Origin of the sequence: Paraliobacillus ryukyuensis (assembly GCF_003315295.1) — a bacterium.
In the GTDB taxonomy this organism is placed as follows: domain Bacteria; phylum Bacillota; class Bacilli; order Bacillales; family Amphibacillaceae; genus Paraliobacillus; species Paraliobacillus ryukyuensis.
The window spans coordinates 111514-129981 of the sequence record NZ_QNRI01000007.1 but is presented as its reverse complement, the minus strand read 5'-3'; the positions used below and the strand labels follow the sequence as shown (position 1 = coordinate 129981).

At 32.6% G+C, this 18468-nt stretch carries 16 protein-coding genes and 2 pseudogenes; 15 read left to right on the top strand and 3 right to left on the bottom strand.

The features are described from left to right. The first annotated feature begins 56 nt into the window (after positions 1-56). The 15 genes and pseudogenes from DES48_RS11040 to DES48_RS10975 all read left to right on the top strand — a co-directional run. Complete coding sequence (locus tag DES48_RS11040) at positions 57-1754, top strand: recombinase family protein (protein ID WP_113869204.1); 1698 nt, start codon at positions 57-59, stop codon at positions 1752-1754. A gap of 78 nt (positions 1755-1832) precedes the next feature. After that, positions 1833-2264, top strand: a complete 432-nt coding sequence (locus DES48_RS11035; RefSeq protein ID WP_113869201.1) for a recombinase family protein — start codon at positions 1833-1835, stop codon at positions 2262-2264. Next, complete coding sequence (locus DES48_RS11030) at positions 2197-3561, top strand: recombinase family protein (RefSeq protein WP_113869199.1); 1365 nt, start codon at positions 2197-2199, stop codon at positions 3559-3561. The genes DES48_RS11035 and DES48_RS11030 overlap by 68 nt, the downstream gene beginning before the upstream one ends. Before the next feature lie 48 nt (positions 3562-3609). Then, positions 3610-4329 carry a tyrosine-type recombinase/integrase gene (locus DES48_RS11025; RefSeq protein ID WP_245911404.1) on the top strand — a complete coding sequence of 240 codons (720 nt, stop codon included), beginning with the start codon at positions 3610-3612 and terminating at the stop codon, positions 4327-4329. Between the two features lie 123 nt (positions 4330-4452). Further along, positions 4453-5061: a helix-turn-helix transcriptional regulator gene (locus DES48_RS11020; RefSeq protein ID WP_113869197.1), complete on the top strand. Its 609-nt coding sequence runs from the start codon at positions 4453-4455 to the stop codon at positions 5059-5061. Between the two features lie 148 nt (positions 5062-5209). Further along, the gene (locus DES48_RS16410; protein ID WP_281269242.1) at positions 5210-5332 is read left to right on the top strand and encodes a hypothetical protein; all 123 of its coding nucleotides are present in this window, start codon (positions 5210-5212) and stop codon (positions 5330-5332) included. Between the two features lie 128 nt (positions 5333-5460). Beyond that, positions 5461-5685 (top strand): DUF2188 domain-containing protein, encoded by a 225-nt coding sequence (locus DES48_RS11015; protein ID WP_113869195.1) that lies wholly within the window; start codon positions 5461-5463, stop codon positions 5683-5685. A gap of 418 nt (positions 5686-6103) precedes the next feature. Next, the gene (locus DES48_RS11010) at positions 6104-7129 is read left to right on the top strand and encodes a DUF5677 domain-containing protein (RefSeq protein WP_113869193.1); all 1026 of its coding nucleotides are present in this window, start codon (positions 6104-6106) and stop codon (positions 7127-7129) included. 184 nt (positions 7130-7313) lie between these two features. Continuing rightward, positions 7314-8363, top strand: coding sequence for a hypothetical protein (locus DES48_RS11005; RefSeq protein ID WP_113869191.1), 1050 nt, complete (start codon positions 7314-7316; stop codon positions 8361-8363). Between the two features lie 475 nt (positions 8364-8838). Further along, positions 8839-9998: pseudogene (locus DES48_RS11000) on the top strand (IS3 family transposase). 736 nt (positions 9999-10734) lie between these two features. Further along, the gene (locus tag DES48_RS10995; protein WP_113869189.1) at positions 10735-11577 is read left to right on the top strand and encodes a sialate O-acetylesterase; all 843 of its coding nucleotides are present in this window, start codon (positions 10735-10737) and stop codon (positions 11575-11577) included. Further along, complete coding sequence (locus tag DES48_RS10990) at positions 11574-12116, top strand: PadR family transcriptional regulator (protein WP_079707666.1); 543 nt, start codon at positions 11574-11576, stop codon at positions 12114-12116. Before DES48_RS10995 ends, DES48_RS10990 begins: the two co-directional genes overlap by 4 nt. Positions 12117-12546: 430 nt before the next feature. Continuing rightward, a complete protein-coding gene (locus DES48_RS10985) occupies positions 12547-13053 on the top strand; it encodes a hypothetical protein (RefSeq protein WP_113869187.1) in 507 nt (168 codons plus the stop codon). Positions 13054-13585: 532 nt separating this feature from the next. Then, positions 13586-14311, top strand: coding sequence for a hypothetical protein (locus DES48_RS10980; RefSeq protein WP_113869185.1), 726 nt, complete (start codon positions 13586-13588; stop codon positions 14309-14311). Beyond that, positions 14311-14409 (top strand): annotated as a pseudogene (locus tag DES48_RS10975) (DUF4176 domain-containing protein); the annotation flags it as partial. The gene DES48_RS10980 and the pseudogene DES48_RS10975, both read left to right, overlap by 1 nt. A 220-nt stretch (positions 14410-14629) precedes the next feature. Here the strand turns inward: DES48_RS10975 and DES48_RS10970 are convergent. From DES48_RS10970 to DES48_RS10960, 3 genes are all read right to left on the bottom strand, one after another. Continuing rightward, positions 14630-14845 carry a hypothetical protein gene (locus tag DES48_RS10970; RefSeq protein ID WP_113869181.1) on the bottom strand — a complete coding sequence of 72 codons (216 nt, stop codon included), beginning with the start codon at positions 14843-14845 and terminating at the stop codon, positions 14630-14632. A 1018-nt stretch (positions 14846-15863) separates the two neighbouring features. Then, positions 15864-16730, bottom strand: coding sequence for an alpha/beta hydrolase (locus DES48_RS10965; protein WP_113869178.1), 867 nt, complete (start codon positions 16728-16730; stop codon positions 15864-15866). 42 nt (positions 16731-16772) lie between these two features. After that, the gene (locus DES48_RS10960) at positions 16773-18374 is read right to left on the bottom strand and encodes a PucR family transcriptional regulator (protein ID WP_113869176.1); all 1602 of its coding nucleotides are present in this window, start codon (positions 18372-18374) and stop codon (positions 16773-16775) included. Between the last annotated feature and the right edge of the window lie 94 nt (positions 18375-18468).

Here is an 18468-nt window from a genome sequence, read left to right as displayed (position 1 = left end):
AATAAAATTAATTAAGTGGAAAGTTTATAAAATTAATAAGATTCGAGGGGGTTATAGTGAAAAAAGAAAAAGTCGCAGTTGGATATATACGGGTTAGTAGACTAGGGACTAAATATGAAGAAAAAGAAAGTCCCAGAATGCAAGAGAACGAAATAAAAGCATACTGTAAAAGAGAAAATTATACCTTAAATCATATTTACCAAGATTTAGATTATACGGGTGGTAATGATGAAAGGCCTGATTTTAAATTATTGTTTCATGACATTGAAAATGGAGGAGAAGTTGATGCAGTCATAGTATATAACCTAAGTAGGTTTTCGAGGAATTTAATGGACGTAAAGACTTATCTTGAACGCTTAGACAAAAATTATGTTTCTTTTATCTCTTGTACAGAGCCAATTTTTAATCAGCAAGATCCTTCTTTAAAGAATTTTATGATAAACCTCTTTGGAACTATAGCTGAGTATCAAAGAGATCAAATTCGTCAAACTGTAAAACATTCTATGCTTTCTAAATCTAAATCGGGTGTTCACCTTGGTGGAAAAGTACTTTTTGGATATAAATTAGATGACGAACGTAAGTATGTGATAGATGAGGATAAAGCAAAAGTTGTTCAATTCATATTTAATCGGTACCTTGATGGACAAAGTCCTGCAAAAATATCAGAGGAAATATCAACTATGAATATAGTTGACCCTAATCTTAAATTTGAAGCAGATACAATAAGAGCAATTTTGTCCAATGAAAAATACACTGGTAAGTATGTTTATGGTAAGGATAGATATAAAGAGCTTGAAGGTGAAGATGGTGAATTTGATGAAGATAGTGAGGAATTTACGATAATTCATAACAATCATCCATCTATTATTAGTAAACAACAATTTCTTTTAGTGCAGGAAGAGGTCAAAAAAAGGGGAAAGAATAATAAAACGGAAACGGAATTAGATAATGTCAGGGGAAAAAATTTATTAACCGGTAAAGTGCGTTGTGGATACTGTGGGAGTCATTATTATGTCTCTTCTAGTTCTTCTGCTAAAACATATTATTACTATTTGTGTAGTGATAAAAATAATTTTACATGCAAACAAAAGAAGGTTAGGAAAGTACAACTTGAAAACATAATATTTAATGCTTTAGAAGGAAAAATAACCAAGGAAGAACTTTTTGATTTTTATAGGGAAGAATATAGTAGAGTTGAAGACCAGATTGCAGTTAACTCAGAAAACATCCCTGTTATAAAAAAGAAAATTAAAGATCATGAGAAGATGAAAAATTATTATAATGAAAAGATGAAAAGAGCCTTTGATAAAGAGGATTATGAAATGGAACATGAGTATGAAAAAAATGTTCAAAGATATGTTAAGGAGATTAATGATTTACATCAAAGACTCTTGGACCATGCTATTCAATTTGAACAGAAGGATATTCCTGACGTTGAAGAGATTATACAAACTTTTAATGAGGAAAATTTCAATAAAATTCTCTTTTTAAAATCCTTAACCTTTTCAACAGTAAAGAAGATAATTGCTTCTTTTATTGAGGAAATAGTAATAGATGATATAGGGAATTCGAATAAAAGTAAAATATCGATAAAATACCATAATGGTGAAGTAGAAGACTATGAAATACAAAGAGGTCTTAGAAACCTTCCTGAAGAAGACCAGTTTGACGATCAAGAAATTGAATATGAGTCATTAATCCTAATAACAAATGTAATGAAGCAAATGAAAGAAAATGGTTGGGACGATGAATGATAAAATAATCTAATGTAGCAAATGCGGAAGACTCTTGTTTCCTTCGGCCCGTTATAATATGGAAAAGGAGGAGAGAAGATGAATAAGAGTGCGATTGCCTATATAAGGGTAAGTAGAATGGGTACAGCTGTTACGAAGTTTAAAGACAAGGAAAGTCCTGAAACACAAATGAGCCACATTAGCAAATATTGTGAACAAAAGGAGTACCAAATTGTATCCAAATATGAAGACTTAGACTATAGTGGTGGTACGGATGAAAGACCGGGTTTTCAAAAAATGTTTTGGGAAATAAGAAATAATCCTAAGATTGATGTGGTAGTTGTTTATAGTTTGAGTCGATTTGCAAGGGATGTATTAGATTTAAACAAGTATTTAGTGGAACTTGAAAAGCATAATGTAGACTTTGTGTCAGTAACTGAAGAATTTTCTAAGAACAGATACTATGTACGGGAAATTTCTAATAAATATTATCGGAGCAGTTGCACAGTTACAACGAGAGCAAATTGCTGAGAATGTACGTGATAATATGCGAAACAGAGCATTACGAGGACAATTCTTAGGTGGAGTACCTCCCTTTGGTTTTACACTAAATAAGGAAACACAGAAGTTTGAACTTGTGGTGGAGGAAGCAGCAATAGTTAAAGATATCTTTGACAAGTATTTAAATGGAGATGGAATATTAAAGATAAGGAATTATTTAAATGAAAACAATGTGTTAGGTAGGAATGATTATTCAGTTGGGACATTACAATCAATATTGAAGAACATTCATTATACTGGAGATTTTGTGTATTCAAAACGCAGGAATTTGAGTAGAACAAAAAAGAAAAAAACTTCTAAGGATGAATGGATTACAGTAGAAAATAATCATCCTCAAATTGTAACAAATCAAGATTTTTTAATGGTACAAGATCTATTAAAAAAGAAGAATAGAGCTAAACCAGAAAATTTAGACAAAAGAGTAAGTGGCAATCAATTTCTCAGTGGCCTTATAACTTGTAATGTTTGCGAGCATAGTTATTATCATGGACCGCGTAGAAATGGTCGGGGGGTTAAATTTGATTATTATGTTTGCGGGGGATACAAAACTAAGGGAAAACCTTATTGTAACAATAAAAGAGGACTCAGAATTGATCGAATAGATGAAATATTATTCGTGAGTGTTATTGAAATTTTAAAGCTAGATAAGGTAATGGAAATTTATAATGAAACAGCTAATAAAATTCAAGATAGATTAAAAGATGATTTGAGCAATCAAAATACAAAAAAAGAAAGAATTAAAACTCTTGAAACCGAGAAGAACCGTTACTTAGAATTAATAATTCAGTCTGAAAATCAAATCCTTATACAAGAGTATGAGGAAGAGATTCAAAAAAGGATAACTGAAATAAAAGAGTTAAAAGAAGTTATCAAAAGTAAGGGATCAACAGACGAAACTCTAAACTATTTTAAAAAGTTGAAAGAAGAAATCAAACATACGTTTGAGGTCCAGTATAATTTTAATAAAATAATAGATTTAGGTATTGAAAATGTCGGAGGTATTTTTAAACATTTTATTGATAATATAAGAGTCCAAGATGATGAGCAATGCAAAAGAACGGAATTAGATATTCAATATAAGGTTGGTATTCCAGAATTAAAATTACTTCAGGATATTAAGCCTGTAATTGAAATATTTGATAATGAAACTCTTGTACAAAATACTAATCATAATTCAATTAGTGAAATGCTTAATCAAGCAGCAAAAAATTATCAAGTTTGTGTGTATGAGATGGAGTATGCTCCACCGGTACTAAAGAAACGTTGATATGACGGCGTCTTAACGGATTACATAATCGTTAAGGCGTCTTTTTTCGTGTCTAAAAATAAAGGTATACGCAGAAAAAACGATTTAAATCCATTAGAGGTCGATATAGCAACGACACCTGAAGACGTTCATACTGTTACGTTTGACGAAGCAGTTAGCCGATTTATAACCGATGGAGAACGAAGAGGACTTCGAGAAGCAACAATAAAATATTACCGAAATGAACTCCGACAGTTTCGCCGATGGTTAGTAAAACAGGATCGCATACAAACGGAGCAAGATTATATTAGCCGAATCGTACGTACTGACGTTAACAATTACGTTGACTATTTACGGCATGATAGGGGATGTACGAATAACTCGATTAATACAAGATTACGGGCAATGAGAGCATTTTTTAACTTTATACGTGAATCAGACGTTATCCGAAACAACCCGATGAAGGCATATCCGTTGTTGAAAGTACGAAAAGGAAATATAGAAACGGTTAGTATGGGAGAACTTCGCCGTTTATTCAATGCAGCAGACAAGCGAACCTTTACCGGTTATCGCGATTATACTTATATGCTCTTACTATTAGAAACCGGAGTAAGACTAAGTGAATCTCAAGCGATATTTGTTGAGGACGTGAAGTTTTCAGAAGGTGTTATTTTTATTAGACACACAAAAAATCAGTTTCATAGATATGTACCCATTCAATCGAAAATGAAAGAAGTTTTAAAGCGATATATAGCGATAAGGGGAACAAGCAGAAACCCGAGAATTTAATGGATTCAGACCTTAAACAATTCTATTCCTAAAGATGTCCTATCATTGACCTATTTCTGACCTTAAAAACTTGTACCATTAGCTATATAATTAAATCAAATAACAAGTAAGGAGATGTAGTAAATGCACATCGGTCAAAAAATCAAAGAACTTAGAAACCTAAAATTATGGACACAATCAAAATTAGCAGAAATTGCTGGGGTTAGTGAACGGACAATCCGTAGGTTGGAAGCAGGTGAAAATACTGAAAAGGAAACATTATTATTGGTATTAAATGCATTAGGTACAAATTTAGAGGAAATTGGGGATATGTTTAACGATGATGAAACGATTAAGGAAGAGAGTAAGGTAAAATTCACTGACATGAGATTTCTTAAACGAATTGAATCTGGAAGAGAACTGGTTAGAATTATTGCCTCTGCACATCAATATGGATATGATTATCACGATTGCAAAATAGAAGAGCAAATTAAAAAATCCCAGGAATTCTTATCTGTCCCTGCTGACGTTTTAGATATTTGGGATATGATTGAAATAGGACAAAGATTCGATTTAGAAAATGATCTTTCTAAATTAATAAAGGAATTAGCAGAAATGGGCCTATGGGTTTTTGGCGATCGACAAGTAGACAATAACAACTGGGTTACTGCAATAGTTGAAATTTATTCTAAAGATAACCCACTGATTCAGAAGGTCAAGTTTGATAAGGATTTGATGCAAAAAAGCAAATAGTACTTCTCCTGAACCACCGATAAATAACTATATATAGTATTTTTATTAATTTTATCATACTATATATTGATAGACTAATAATAACAAGCTATACTTTAAAGAGAAGGGAGGGTTAGTTAATAACGTTATGACCGAGGGAGGTGGGACTATGCGTCGAGTAAGCAAAGCAAGAATCAAAAGTCAGATAAGACAAGCTCAGAGGAAAGTAGAAAGAGAGGTTAAATCAGAGGTAAAGAAATTAGAAAGAGATCTTCAAAGGAAATTAAAATAAAAAACTCCTATTTGTTTTGCCGAACAAATAAGAGCCAAAGTAAAATTTATGTATTGTTATAATAACGCACTTTTCCATTAAAGAAAAGAAAATAATACGTTCGATAAATCAGAAGGGGAAGATTATAGATGGGGAGAAACCAACACGTAACACCACATAGAAATGGTGGATGGCAAGTAAAAGGAGAAGGAAACTCAAAAACAACTAAAATTACTAAAACGCAATCCGAAGCAATAAGAATAGCTAAAGGTATAGCAAAGAATAATAAATTAGAACTACTTATTCACAATACAGGTGGGAGAATTCGTGAAAAGAACAGTTATGGTAATGATTCTTTTCCACCAAGAGGATAATTAATTATTATAATAAAAGACTCTCTCTAATTGGTTGGGGAGAGTCAATTTTTTAATTCCTATTAAATTAAAGCCCCCGTTTAAGTGAAACTATGTACAATCTTACCTTAACATTAGGTTTAAATAAATTTTACTCTTCTTTGTTCGAAACTGTTTAAGTATTATTTTATTTTAATTTATCTATCAGTGCTAACTTAGTCCTTAGTTTCGTTGTTTATTTAGAGTACACTCTGCCCCCTAACAGATAGAAATGTAGTATTATAGGTATATTGAAATGTTCAAACACACTTGTTCATTACATAGAGGTGAGAAATTTGATTTTTGGGTATGCAAGGATTAGCCCAAAAAACAACGTTTGTCAAGATAGCTAAAAAATGGTTATTTAAACTGACCAGAAAATTAGCGAGGAGTGAATCAAATGGCAGATAATACAAGTAAATTTCTACAAGATACATTTATGGAATTATTAGAAGAACAATTAGAAGGAGTTAAAACCGATGAAGAAGCTAATGAAATAATAAAGAGATTTGAAGAGTTAGATTTAGATAAAATATTTGTAGATATGTATAGTAGAATGGCTGATGATACAACTAGTTACATGCGAGATACAATGCATGAGCAGGTAATGATGTTTCGAGCTGAAGAACAAGAATTCCTATCCATTCAGGAACAAAAGTGGTGTAAAGCATTTGTAGCTTCCGAATCAATGTATATTATGGTATTAGAAGCTGCCGAGTTATATGTTAAACATGTTAATGAGTTACCACAAGAAGAATTAAAAAATTACTACTATACTTTTACTGCAATGTTACACATACATGGTCGAGTGTTACAGCAATTTCTTGAGATTATTACCTTAATGAAAAATGGATTTGCTGATGGTGCATATGCTAGATGGCGTTCAATGTATGAACTTACGATGATTTCTTCTTTTATTACTTCATATGGCGAACAAGTAGCAGAAGCCTTTATTCGATCTTCTGAAACAGATGACCGGTATGAATGGGCTAGAGCAAGTGGAGTTTTTTCAAAGAGTAAAAAATATATAACTTTTAATGATATACAAAATAACTGTGATATTAATTCTAAAATTTGGAGACAACAGTATGATCTGGCTAACAAAATAATTCATGCTTCTCCACAGGGTACATTCGCTCGATTAAGTAATATGGAAACTAAAAACGTTATCCCTGTTGGAAGAAGTGATTTTGGTATTACCACACCTGCTGAACATTCAGCAATTTCTCTCGCTCAAATTACTACTATGTTTTTTACAATCCAACCTTCCGGGGATAGTGTTCTTGCGATGAAGTATATCAATAATTGGATTGATGTTATCAGAGAAATATACTTCAAAACACATGATTCAATTTTTCAAGATGAAGAAAAATTATGGGATGATGACATGATTAGTTACGAAGACGAACTTAGAAAGAGGGACTAGTACTTAAATTCTAAAGATCAAATATTAATCTAATGAATAACGCACCGTAAAAGTACGTAAGAGTTTTTTGTTGCATGGTTTATCCTGTCTTTCTACTATGAAGATATAAAGAATTTGAATTAATTGGTAAAGATGCAAAATATGCAATCTATGATTAAGAATTACTTTTAATGGGGTGATTTCCATGGTAGTGCTTGATATTTACGGTAAAATTGAAAGAACAATGATTTCAGACAAATTAAAACTTTTCATAGCGAATCTTCCTGATGATTGGAAGGATACCATTAAAGAAGATATTTTTGAGGAAATCCGTAGAATTGAATTCAACAGAAAAGAACAACAAATTAAGTATGGTAAGGTACTCACTGATGTTTTCGACTATACAAAAGCAAAGAAGATAGTAGAAACTAATATAGAAACTATAAAAGGCTATTCATTAGATACGCTTGAAAATTGTATTGATTGTATTCTCGAGAATATGATTTTTATAGAATTTGATTATGACTATAATGATATGCCATTTTTTGATTGGACAACAAATTGTTTCGATGGCAGGCTTTGTGAAGAAGACTACTCAGAAAAAATAGTAAAACTTTTAAATTTTATGAAGCGTAAAAACCATTTTAGAGCCCACTTTAATGTGATTTATTCAAGTAATAACGATTATTTTAGCGTTATACCGAGGATTACTACTGCTTTAGCACTTAGAACCGACTCAGAATTTAAAGGATTTAGAATAAAAGATGAAGCGATTAGTGATTTTAAAAAATGTGGTGAATGTATTGATGATTTTCTTCAAACTGAGAGTGATTATTATAAATTAGATTTTATAGTCGAAGCATTAAATAAAGGTGATGACTATAAGCACTACCACTTTCTAAAAACCTTCACAGTTCTTGAAATGCTGTTACTTAATAAAAACCAACAAACAAATGAAATTGATAATTATATTAATCCTATTATCAAACAAATTTACAGTGAGGAGTCAGAACAAGCAACAAAATTATTAAGACAGATGAGAAATAAAGTAGGTCATGGTGATTTTAAAGGTTTTAATAAAAAAGCATATGAGTTTGCTGATAAATATATGAAGAGTTATCAATTTGATTATTCCGAGTATAGTCATTTAAATTGGATTCTGTTGCATACGTGCTGTTTATTAGACGATATATTAAAAGAGGTTTTAATTGAAAAGTTCAATATAGACAGATACTTTCAAGTGGCTCATGCATAGCGTGCTGTTTTCTGTTTCACAATATATTATAAGAAGTTATACAAGACATCCATAAACATTTAGACGGTAAAACTTCTGATAGACAGACAGCATCCATTGGAGACTTTTAGGTTCCAATAGATTTAATAATTGTTTAAACAATGGATTACTGCTCCGCAATACTCAAACGACTGTAATAGATTTACACAAAGCCTTCTAGACACAATGTTTATGTAATGTATAGACCTTTAGAATCTGCCGAGAACTGCTGACGGATTGAACCAGTAGTGTGAATAAGAAAGCAACTAGAATGGGAGTCGTTTCTAAGGGATGTTGTCTCAGAAGGAGGTATACATTCTTTTATTTTAATGTATATATTGGAGATTACTTCTAACCTCTACTTAGTGATTAAAAGCTCTGGATAGGCTACACTAAGTTGGACAGATTAAAAGAGGGCTAGTAAATTTAGGCTGTAACTTAAGGGAGCGTGACTACGATGACACGTCAACGTCGAACTTTTACACCCGAATTTAAACTGCAATTAGTGAAGCTTTATGAAAATGGAAAACCGCGTGCAGATATTGCGAGAGAGTATGATATCACGCCTTCTGCGTTAGATCGCTGGATTAAAAATCATCAAAAAACAGGTTCATTTGCCGCCAAAGATAATCGTTCTGAAGAAGAGAATGAACTAGCTCGGTTACGTAAGGAAAATCAACGTCTCATGATGGAAAATGATATTTTAAAGCAAGCAGCGCTGATCATGGGACGAAAATAGATGTGATTCGAAATAATGCTCATATTTATTCGGTATCAGCAACGGTTTTTCTGTACCGAGTAATCGCAGGTACAATGTGTGACGTCCTCCAAATTCCTAAAAGTACATATTACTATCATGCCAATTCGCACGGCCGACGTGTGCTTAAAATGGAAGATAAAGAGATTTCTCAGGAGATCTCTCGAATTTTTAAAGAAAGTCGAAACAATTATGGCACGCGCAAAATTAAGAAAGAATTAAGTAGATTATCACAGCCAAAACACGTATCACGGCGTCGAATTAGCCGTTTAATGAATGAACTTGGACTTGTATCAAACTATACCGTAGCCCCCAGTACAAGCCGCATAAGACATCGTGTAATGAGGCGTTAGTAAAAAACGAATTACAGCGTCAATTTGAACAAGACAAGCCGTTGGCTGTCATTGTAAGTAACATACGTCCGTGTTGGAACAAAATGGCATTACGTATGCTTATTTGTCGATCTTTTTAACCGTGAAATCATTGGTCGTAGTGCTGGCGCTAATAAGAATGCAAAGCTAGTCTATCAGGCTTTATCCAGCATTAAAGGTAATTTAAACGACGTTCAAATGTTCCATACTGACCGTGGGAAAGAATTTGATAATAAGCTTATTTCCGAAGCACTTGAAACATTTGGCATCCAAAGATCACTGAGCATGAAAGGATGCCCTTATGATAATGCCGTGGCTGAAGCGATGTTTAAGGAATTCAAAACAGAATTCGCTAACAGTGCTCATTTCTCTTCTCTTGAACAGCTCGCTATTGAACTGGATGATTATGTGCATTGGTTTAATAACATTCGAATTCACGGAACGTTAGACTATTTAACACCAATGGAATTCAAACAACAGTCCTTATAATTTTTGTCCAGTTTAGTGTTGACATACCAGATGTATGTTACTAGATTGTAAGGATATAGAGTTAGATAAAGAGACGGTAAAGAAAATAAAAGTTTACAATGTCAGAATAACGAATAACTTTTGGGTTTTAAAGTATCCTGCTTAGCTTGACGGCTATGGGGCAAAGCCCAAGGTTAGCTAGAAAACAAACGGTTAAATCACTTATAGAAAGTGTTGTTGAGGGATCTACTTTAATTCTCAGTAATAAATAAGAACTAACAAATTTTTAGTAGTTCCGATACCGTAGAGAAAATCCAAAATAACAGACTAAATAGATACACTAAACGCACTATGTTTAGCAATGTAAATAACAGTACAAATATAGCTCTCGTTTAAGTGCATTTTTTCACATTTTCTTATTTAAATTCATAATTACGTGACCGGGACACTCAAATCTCTAAATGTTACGTTTTTCACAAGACTTCCAACTTTATTTTAAATCTATATTTTCTAGTATCCTTCTTCGTCATGGTTATTATTTTAACTAATAAAGAAATTATCTTTATTGATTAAAAGAAATTTGACCTTGTTCGTGCTGCTCAATATTTTCTTTCAGTAGTTATTAGAACGATGACAGTTCTATACTAATTCGCAATTAAAAATTTAATAGAAATAGCGAGTTGACAATAGTCTAATTAGACTCTATAATAGTATAGTCTAATTAGACTATACTATTATGTAAAGGATTGAAAATGAAATGATAAAATCTTTTTTAATGTTAGGGCAATCTAATATGGCAGGTCGTGGATTCTTGCATGAGGTAGAACCTATCTATAATGAAAAAATAAAAATGCTTCGCAACGGTCAGTGGCAAATGATGACAGAGCCGAGTAATTATGACCGCCCTGTTGCTGGTGTAAGTCTAGCAGCATCTTTTTCAGAGGCATGGTCGAAAGCCAATCCGGATGAAGAAATTGGTTTGATTCCTTGTGCGGAAGGTGGCAGTTCCTTGAACGATTGGCATCCGCAGGGTACTCTTTTTCAACATGCTTTATCTGAAGCTCGATTTGCTCTTGAAACTAGTGAAATTTGTGGCATACTTTGGCATCAAGGTGAAAGTGATAGCAATAATTCTCTACATGAATCGTATTATGAAAAGTTATCTCTTATCATTGAAACTTTACGTGAAGAATTAAATCTTCAAAATGTCCCATTAATCATTGGTGAGCTTGGTGATTTTCTAGGAAGATCAGGTTTCGGAAAGTACTCAATAGAGTACCAAGAAATCAACGAACAATTACGTCGATTCGCTCATGATCAGCAAAATTGTTATTTTGTATCGGCAAAAGGTTTAACTGCCAATCCGGATGGTATTCATTTGAACGCTGTTTCCCAACGAAAATTCGGTTATCGCTACTTCGAAGCATTTTCGAAAAAGTGTCATATCTTAGAGCCTCTTTCGGTTGAAAATCAATCACTAAAAATAAACAATAACTATTCGAAAACTGAACAAATTTATATTCATAGTATGAATTTGACTCTAGGTAAAATCACATACGCTGAATTTGAAGCACATATGGCGAAGGTGATGCATCCTTGATTCCCTTACTTATCCTTGGCTTACTTATTCAAAACCCTGGCGCTCATGGATATGAACTATTAAGTTTAATGGAAAAACGACATTATAAATATATCGTTAACTTCACTAAAGGTTCATTTTATTACAATTTGCAACAACTTGAAGAAAAAGGTTTGATTGAACAAACACATCAAATACGTCCAAACAAGGGTCGTGAAATTCACCCCTTTAAAATCACTTCTTTAGGAACAGAAGAATTCGAAAAATTAATGGTCAAATATGGGACTAAATCCGAGTATGTAAACTTACAATTTTATGGGGCATTACTCTTTGCAGATGAATTCGATAAAAAAAAATTATTAGAATTGATCCAATCACAAATTGAGCAAACTGAAGCTAGAATTGCTCTTCTCGATGAATATCTAGCTATCACCACTAAAGAATTACCTGATAAAATTGATTATTTTCGTCGCATGAACGAAAATTCTCGTTCTCACCATTTAGTGAACTTAAAATGGTTTAAAGAATTGAAGGCAGATATAGAAGAAGCTACTGTGTAAATAAAAACTAAAATCCCGTATCAATATTACTTAGTAAAATTGATACGGGATTTTTAATATAATCTTTTGTAGTCCAGCTACTTATTGCGGTTATGTTCTGGCTAACTACGTGGAGGTGGGGGCAGAGATTATTCATCATAGTGCCCAAAGTATATTCATACCTTAATCCTTGTATATACCAATAATTTCATGTCACAAAATACTCCCGTTTGACCAACTATAATAGACCGATTATTGTTCGGTTAAACAATTATAGCAAAGGGAGTTATTTAGTTATGGAACATAATAAAATTAATATTGACCTTTACATTTGTTTTCTACGGGAGAAAGATATTTGTTACTTCTTTATTGTTTGATCTATATATTATTTTGTTTATGGATAATACCATACGTCTAATTTTCGCTACTTAATTTGAAAGAGGTTGTATATATGTTATTTCAAATTATATTAATAGGGTTATTAATTGGGGCCAATTTATTTTTTTTCACCTATTTGATTACCAAGAAAAATAAACTGGTATACCTATCTCCATTAGTTACCTTCTTGTCAATACCACTTTTTCTAGCTTATGGCTTGTATGTTGTAAGAGGTTGGGAAGGTATGACCTTTTTGTTTATTAGTTTGGGCATACTCATCGTTTCTGTTATAGGGACAGTTTTATTATCATTTAGGAGTAGAAAATCAATTCCTAACAACGTTAAAAAGTTGGAAAAGGTCGGTGTGTTCCTTTTACCTTTTTTACTAGTGAGCTCACTTCTGTTAATTACCTATTTAGATAAAGAATACTGGGTTCTAGAAAAAGGTGTTTCTGTTGCTTCCAGTGAAAGTTATTATAAGACTTCTGATTTAATTGAAGGAAATAAACAAGTATACATTAAGTTAAGTGAAGAATATATAGGAAAAGAGATAAACATAGAAGATGTTAAGCAAGGTTAATCAACAACTATAACTTTAAAAATAAGTGATTCAACTAACGGAGAGACGAAGTACGTACCATATATCAAGATAGGGTTGAGTGAAATGAACGAACCTTTATCCATACAAACTACCAAAGGAATGAAAATTAAGAAGGTTGAATAGTATCATTAGATAACATTGTTGTTGATATAAGTTGTAGGTGGCGCTTGGAACGGTTACACTTAGTTTGACAAGAACCAGCAATTAGAATTTAGTGACGAGTTAGTACAATCCTTTGAACTAACTGTTGATTCAATAATGATCTCCAAACAATAAATTGCATAAACATACATTCACTAAAACAAGCTTGAAAGTGTATGCTCGCCCATTCCTTTTTAAGCCGGAACGGATAGCAACAAATATACCTATATAATTCATGCTAACCACCTATTATAATTAAAAATAAGACTTTTTAAGGTTCATAGTTTTTTAGAAAAATCACAAATAAAGGTTGTTAATACATATCCCGAAACTTCTTTATATAGAGAACAATTAATTAAGGAAGGTAAATATGAAAATAGATCCTAAAACTAGACACCAGAACTTAGCACAACATGTTAATGAACACTTAGAATCTCCCCCTGTGGGGGATGTTAGATTGTCCATAATAGCAATGGTCCTTGTTGGTTTCGACTTGCCTTTACTTTTAGGATTATTAAGTATATTAAGGCTGGAATTTTTATGGATGGTCTTACCTTTTATGCTTATAATTCATGTATGGGCAATTCGGCTTATCATAAAAAATCCGTATTCTACACAGATTGAGATGGTTTTATTTATGGGAATATGGGGGTTATTAGGGGCAATTTCTTTATTTGTTGTGGTACAAGGAATGTCATATTATACGCTCCATATTACCTCTGTATTTTACTATATCATGATAAATGTAGCGACTATCTTATTTATGTATATCCTGGTAAAATATCAAATTGATAGATATACTGGTGACCCAACGAAGGAAAAGAAAATCAGAAGTGAATCAAAATATATGGGGTTATTATCTGCTTCGCCTGGAATAGGGTATATTTTAGCTCAAAGTGTACAAGAAACGGTTGTTTTAAAACATGTTTTCTCATTAATCGTAGTATATTTTTTCGCCATTTTTTTGGCGTATGCAGCAGCAAAGTTTTTACATCGATATTTTTATATGAGAGCGAATAGGGACTATGTAAGCTATCAGCCAAAGTCCAACAAGGAGAAGAAAAAACTTATGAAACAAGGAGTGGAGATCAAATAATGGAGACACTATTACCAAACGGAACGATAGTCTTATTAAAAGGTGGAAATAAACGCTTAATGATTTATGGAAGAAAACAGTTAGTTACAGGTGAGGAAAAAGAGGGTTTGCAGGCTCCAAAAGAAGAAATTGGATAGGTTACACTTAGTTTGACAAATGAAGATTCGCTTTCATGGTGGTGAACATTAGGGATTTCACCGCCAGAACGGCTATTATATTAAGTCATTCTAAGCATGCATAAAGAAGGATCAAAAAAGTTCTCAATCAACATGTTTTTAGTGATCAAGATCTTTTTTTGTTATCAAAGACTAGTTATGCCTAGCCTCTACTAAAAGTTTTTACGGTATCATAAACTACCAATAAACCAACGATAATCGAGCTTGTTCTCAATACAAATTCTGCAATTAGTAGGTTGCCTATTGTTCTTTCTACATTATACCATGTGCCGGTTATAATGACAGGAGAAAACGCTATAACTAAGCCAACTATTATACCTACAATTAGTAGAATGAAATTTTTAATATTTTTATTCATATACTGCCCCTCACTCAATTAGAAATACTTGTATCCTTCTTTATAAATATATTTATAGAAATTTGAAGTATGTGATACGCCAAAGGAAACACTACCAGCTTTTCCAACTATTAGATTACTTTTTTTCCTTTACAGAAGATGTTCCTGTTCGAGCAAACACAGAAGTAGTAGATACGGTTAAAAACATGATGAAAGTTAGTGTAACGATCAATAGTTTCTTCATAAAATACAACCTCCATATATTTGATAATTGTATTATAAATAAACACCAATTAATTGTGAATAGTTTATAAGAAAAAAATGTAAAATTAGTTAGTTTTGTTGCTTTTAAGATTAAATCTAGTATCACAATAATGTCTTTGAGTTAAGGTCTTTGTTTCGTAGTTGTCCATTGCTTATTAACATTTCTTATGATGGTAATTTTAGCAAGCATTCGTCCATGTTGATATTTAAAGAACGGAGGGAAATCTATCTGTAATTGTGTGATGTGTGCAACAAGACGAAAAAGTAATATTTATTAAAGTTATCGATTTAGGCGTATAGGACAGTAGCTAAATGCTTGTATTGTATAGAATTAAAATAAAAATTTAAGATAAACAACATGTTCTATGGAGATATAAAACGGAGAAATGCTAGTTAAGAGAAACTTTAGATATAATTTATTTAAATATTATCCCCCCTTATTTTTCAATATAGGAAAGATAATTATTTTATCCAAAAAACTACATATACACTTAGTTGTTTCGTTTGATTTTATACTTAAGTCAATTAGGGGCTTGAAGTATTAGTACTATTTACAATATATGTCCACCTTTGAAACGTGATTAACAGTTTCTCAGTTTAGTTAAATTATTTGATATAATTGTTACTGAAAATATAAATTATTGTTACCCACGGTATCTAATCTAAGCACACAAAATAAATACTATTTTCAAAAAAGACAAGAGAGGATGGGGGAAGCGCCAAGTCCTGTCTCGCCTTTTTGAATTAGATGGCAAAATAACCATTATACTCGCCATTAAGAAATAACTTTCTCCTCCAGCCATTTCAAAATCTGTTCGTATGTCTTCATACCTGTAGAATCTGTTGTATCCCTATCAAAGTCATGTATTTCGCCGTAGATGGTAAGGCACTTTGCTTTTGGGATGGTTCGGCTCATTTGTTTGGATAAACGATAGGCTACATCCGGGTCATGTGTTGATGCAGCTAAGATCGTTGGTGGAAAATGACTTAAATCTTCTGATGTAACCGCATATGTCTCGATATCTGCTTTTGGTTGCAAATAGTTAATCCAATTCCCTTCTTGGCGTGCTTTTATATATAAAGAAAAACGTTTTTCTTTCGCGCCTTCTGTAACATAGGTATCAGATAATATGCCTTTTATCGTACTATCTTCCACTTTAGGAAACTGTAAGTAATGCTTATTCGGCTGATGAAATTCAGGTGCTTGAAAACCTGGATATCCATATAGACTAATCACTGCAAGCGGGTTTAACTTCGCTTGTTTTTGCAATGTTCTACATAAATACAGGGCGAGATAAGCTCCTGCCGAACGTCCAAAAAGAATCATCTCATTGTTCGTTAAATCAAAAACAGTGTCACGATTTTTGTGATAATACATCGTTAATTCAAAAATAGATTGATGAATTGTATCAATGGTTACTTCAGGTGCAAGTGGATAATCACAGGTCAATAGATCATAGCCTGCATCTGTGAATTGATCCACATAAATAGCGGGTAGATCATCACGTTCACCGTACAGCAGCCCACCTCCGTGGAAGTAGAGAATGGTAACATTTTTTCTTGTATTTGTTGCACGATAAAGACTCATCGACATGTTGATATTCGTAGTAGATTTATAGGTATAGGTGATAGGTGATTGCATCAACGGTTCCTCCTTGTTAGTAATTGACGTACGTCTATTATCTTAATGAAGCAACTTAAATAAACGTGTCGCAATTTGTATCTGTAAAATATCTTCTGGATTATCGAAATCGATTTGAAGTAGTTCTTTTATTTTATTCATGCGATACCGAATCGTCTTATGGTGTAAAAATAAGATATCGGATGTTTTCGTATAACTTTGATGGCTATCTATGAAAACAGATAACGTCTCAAATAGTTCAGGGTAGTCTTGTTTAAAAGCAACAATTTCTGGTGAAATAAAGCTTTTTGCTTCATCTAACTTGTCCAGGTCTAACAATAATTTATAAATCCCTAAGCGTTGATAATTTAAAACAGAATTGTGCGGATAAAACAAATCTAAGATTTTTTGCGTTTTCAATGCTTCGGTATTTGCTTTGTGGATATTCTCGCGATTGACGACTGAACTCATGCTGATATGAAAGTAATCTCGTGTATGATTGTTCATCACTTGGTGTACTGTTTCTTTTATTTTATTTTCGTCAAGTGTCTGGTCCACTTCACGCAAGTTAGCTAACAAAACCATCCGATTGGTATTCTCCATATAGGCAAATCGATTGGATGGTACTTTTAATTGATAACGCATTTTTTTTAAGATTTTTGTGTAATCTTTCTGCAGTGTATCGACGCCATCCAGTTGATAAAACTTCACAATGGCAACTTGATAATAGTCGTATTTATCAATGTTTAAGTAATCCAAGATATCATCCACGTCTTTTTCTTCATGTACTCTATTATTTAGCAAATCATTTAAAATATTGTTCTTTTGTTGATAGATATTTTGTGATAATGCGTATTTTTTTAATAGCTCCATTTGAAGAAACTTCACAGCATTCTCCAATACCATGAAATCTTCTTCACTAATATGTGTGTTTCGTTCGTGAATAATCAATTCATACTCATCATGTTCTAAACAAGGAATTTGTACTCGGATTTGAGCTCCATTTATTTCTTTGTTTTCGGATGTATACACGACATCACAGCGTTTGTAGCTGTAAAACATATACTTCTCTTGTTTGATAGCTGTCTTCTGCATTGTGCGGTACGTGGATAAGTTTGTATTGGTCGTAATTTGTGTTTTCTTAAGTGTATTAAACAGCGTGAAATCGAGCTGAATCATTTGTTTGAATTCTTCTAAAATAGCATGAATAGAAGGCATCTTTAGAGCGAGTTGGGTAATTTCACTATGAATCTCGTAGTATCTGTTAAGTAGCGCGACATTTCGATTAATGATTGGTTCCAAGATAGCGAGTACGATTGCTTCATACTTGACGTCTTTATCAATTTGAATCAATAGAATACCATGCTGATGGCAGAGCTGAATCATTAATTCAGGGACATGTTGCACAAAGCGGTCAATCTTGACGATGATGGCTGAAATACCAATCGATGCCATTTTATCAAAGAAAGAAGATAACGTTTGGTTCGATAAATCTTTAAAAGCAAAAAAGCTCGTTAAAATAACTTGTCCCTTTTTCCCCCAATTTTCAATATCAAGTGCCTCTAACACATTGACACCCGTCACTACATTTTCACAGCCGGATTCACCCGCGATAATTTTTGCTTTTTTTAACGGTTCTAGTCGTATTAAATTAAGCGCATTCATGTTTTATTCTCCTTTTATCCGAAACGGCTAAAAAAATCATATATTTCTAGATTTTTTAGCCAATGTAATCTAAAAACCCGCATGCTATATTTAT